The 3479-nt window shown below is 74.8% G+C and carries 3 protein-coding genes; 2 read left to right on the top strand and 1 reads right to left on the bottom strand.

Annotated elements, in window-relative coordinates; genetic code table 11:
• The coding region (locus tag CBZ_RS15805) for an MFS transporter (protein WP_246013483.1) at positions 1-1224 on the bottom strand (1224 nt) is incomplete at its 3' end.
• Between the two features lie 78 nt (positions 1225-1302).
• On the opposite strand from CBZ_RS15805, the gene CBZ_RS15800 reads away from it, so the two are divergent.
• Both CBZ_RS15800 and CBZ_RS15795 read left to right on the top strand, forming a co-directional pair.
• Positions 1303-1695, top strand: coding sequence for a MerR family transcriptional regulator (locus tag CBZ_RS15800; protein WP_130782454.1), 393 nt, complete (start codon positions 1303-1305; stop codon positions 1693-1695).
• 146 nt (positions 1696-1841) lie between these two features.
• Entirely contained in the window at positions 1842-3410 is a 1569-nt protein-coding gene (locus tag CBZ_RS15795; protein ID WP_130782453.1) for a M20/M25/M40 family metallo-hydrolase, read from the top strand.
• Positions 3411-3479: the final 69 nt, after the last annotated feature.

Raw genomic sequence — 3479 nt, 5'->3', positions numbered from 1 at the left:
GGGCCGGGGCCGGGCGGTGACGGCGAGCCCCGCCGCCGCGGCGAGCGCGACGAGCGCGGCGGGCACCGGCAGCGCGCCGGGCCCGGTGACGTCGACGACGGCGGAGCCGAGCGCGGCGCCGACGGCGATGCCGAGGTTGAACAGGACGGGGATGACCGTCGCCGCGGTGGACCGGTGCTCGGGACCGGCGAGCCGCATGATGGTCGTCTGCGCGAGCGGCGGCAGCGCACCCGTGGTGACCCCCCAGGCGGCGACGACGAGGACGGCGACGGCGGGGTGTGCGCGGACGGCGAGCAGCGCGACGAGCGAGGCGGCGACGAGCACGACGGTCACCAGCAGCGTCGCGGCGGGCCGGCGGTCCCCGATCCGCCCGACGACGACGACCCCGACGGCCGACGCCACGCCGAACAGCAGCAGGAGCCCGCTGACGCCGCCCGGCAGGTGCGCGGCGGGCTGCTCGACGAGTCGCGTGACGAAGGTGAACGCGGCGAAGTGGCCGACGAGGACGAGCCCGACGAGGCCGGCGACGACGAGCAGCGGCCGCAGGACTGCCCGCCCGTCGACGGCCACCTCGGCGACGTCGCCCGACGACCCGCCCGCCGCGGCCCCTGCCGCGGGCGGTGCGCCGACGCTCCTGGCGAGAGGGGCACGCGCGGGCGCCGCGACGACGACGCCCCGGACGAGCACCGCGGCGACGACGGCGAGCACCGCGAGCGCGACGAACGCCCCGCGCCAGTCCCAGGCCTGCGCGACGACGCTCGCGAGGGGTGTCCCGAGGACGGTGCCGAGCGTCGCGCCGCTGAGGACGACGGCGACGGCGCGGGCGAGGTGACCGGGGTCGACGACGTCGGAGGTGTGCGCGTTGACGCTGGCCCACAGGAGCCCGGTCGCGGCGGCCCCGAGGACGCGCGCCCCGGCGGCGACCTCGTAGGCGGGGGCGAACGCGGTGAGCGCGGACGCGACGGCGAACACCGCGAGCGCCCCGGCGACGACGGTGCGGCGGTCGAACCGGGCGGTGAGCCGCACGAGCGGGAAGGTCGTGACGACGACGGTGGCGGCCCACAGGGACACGAGGAGGCCGGTGCGCGCCTGCGGGACGTCGAGGTCGGCGCTCATCGCGGGGAGCACGGCGGTGGGGAGCATCTCGCCGGTGACCATGACGAAGGTCGCGCCGCCGAGGACGAGGAGGCTGGGCCAGGGAAGCCGTCGCTGGGTGGTGTCCATGTCCGTGACGCTAAAGTTTGACATCAGTGTGAAGGTCAAGGGGTCGCGCCGAGGTCGTCGCGCAGAGCGGAGGTCGTCGTGAAGATCGGTGAGCTGTCCCGGCGGACGGGCGTCTCGACGCGCCTGCTGCGCTACTACGAGGAGCAGGGCCTCATCGCCCCGGCCCGCGCGGCGAACACCTACCGCGAGTACGACGAGGCGGACGTCGCGCAGGTGGAGCGCGCGGTGGAGCTGGTCAAGGCGGGGCTCCCGACGAAGCTCGCGAGAGTCGTCCTCGACCTGGAGCAGACGCAGGAGGAGGACCTCGCGGCGGCGTGCCCGCGGACCGTCGCGCAGATGCTCGCGACCGAGCTCGACGGGCTCGACGCACGCATCGCGTGCCTCACGTCGAGCCGCCGCACGATCCACGACTTCCTCGTGCGCACGTCGCACGCCGCCGAGGTCCTGGAGGCGGCCCGGACCCCGGCCTGACCGCGGGCCGGGCGCTCAGCGACGCGCCGCCGACGGTCCGTCGCCGCCCCCCACGGGCGCACGGCACCGGTCCTGCTATTCCGTTATGACTCCAGTCATCGCTACCATGCACCCCGTCTGGATCGCACCACCGACGGAGGTCCGCTGTGTTGCATCGCCGCAAGCTCACCGTCCTCGTCTCGGCGCTCGTCCTCGCAGGCGCCGCCGTCGCGACTCCCGCCGCAGCCCTCGACGACCCCGCCCGCCACGGCCACGGCCACGGCCCGACCGCCCCCGAGAAGTTCGTCAAGAAGGTGTCCGAGCGTGCCGTCTACCGGCACCTGCAGGAGCTCCAGCGGATCGCCGACCGCAACGACGGCAACCGCGCCGCCCTCACCCCCGGGTACGAGGCGAGCGCCCGGTACGTCGAGAAGACCCTCCGCAAGGCCGGCTACACCACCACGCGCGACCCCTTCACGTTCGACCTCGAGGTCGTCGACGCCGCCACCCTCACCGTCGCGGGCGGCGAGACCTACGACGTCGACCAGATGACCTTCGCGGTGAACACACCCGTCGGCGGCATCACCGCACCCCTCGCCCTGCCCGCCGCCCCCGACACCCTCGGCTGCACCGCCGCCGACTGGGCCGGCACCTCCGTCGCCGGCAGCATCGCGCTCGTCAGCCGCGGCGGGTGCACCTTCGCCATCAAGGTGACCAACGCAGAGGCTGCCGGCGCCGTCGGCGTCGCCGTCTACAACAACGTCCCCGACGTCCTGCTCAACGGCACCCTCGGCGCCGAGGGCATCGCGAGCGTGCCCGCCGCCGGGCTCACGCAGGCCGACGGCCAGGCGCTCGCCGCCCAGGCCGCCGCCGGACCCGTCACCGTCACCCTCGACACCCGCGCCCACCCCGAGACCCGCGAGAGCTTCAACGTCATCGCGCAGACCCGCGCCGGGCGCACGGACAACGTCGTCATGCTCGGGGCGCACCTCGACGGCGTCGAGGACGGCCCGGGCATCAACGACAACGGCACCGGCTCGGCCGTGCTGCTCGAGACCGCCGTCCAGCTCGGCAAGGACAAGAGGCTCCCCAACGCCGTGCGGTTCGCGTGGTGGGGCGCCGAGGAGCTCGGGCTCATCGGCTCGACCGCGTACGTCGAGGACCTCGTCGCGCAGCCCGGCGAGATCGACAAGATCGCGACCTACCTCAACTTCGACATGGTCGGCTCGCCGAACTACATCATCGGCGTGTACGACGCCGACCAGTCGACGCACCCGGCGCCCGTCCCCGTGCCGCCCGGCTCCGCCGAGACCGAGGACGTCCTCACCGGCTGGTTCGACTCCATCGGCCAGCCCTGGGTCGACACCCAGTTCTCCGGCCGGTCCGACTACCAGGCGTTCATCCTCAACGGCGTCCCCGCGTCCGGGCTGTTCACCGGCGCCGACGGCGTCAAGACCGACGCCGAGGTCGCGCTGTTCGGCGGGACCGCCGGCATCACGCACGACCCGAACTACCACTCGCCCGGCGACGACCTGTCGAACGTCAACCGCAAGGCGCTGCGGATCATGACGGCCGCGGTCGCCTACGCGACGTACAGCCTGGCGCTCGACACGTCCGCCGTGAACGGCGTGGAGAGCCCCACCGACCCGCGTCCCGGGCACGGCCACGGCCCTGGCAAGGGGCGCAACGACGTCGGGCGGAACGGCCACCAGGAGGGGTGGGACCGGGCCGCCTGACCGGACACGCACCCGCGCCGGCCCGGAGGAGGGACCGGCCGGCGCGGGTGCGGAGCCGGCGCGGGCCGG

This window comes from Cellulomonas biazotea (genome assembly GCF_004306155.1).
GTDB lineage: Bacteria > Actinomycetota > Actinomycetes > Actinomycetales > Cellulomonadaceae > Cellulomonas > Cellulomonas biazotea.
The sequence above is the reverse complement of the archived record's forward strand: the minus strand, read 5'-3'. Positions and strand labels throughout refer to the sequence as shown.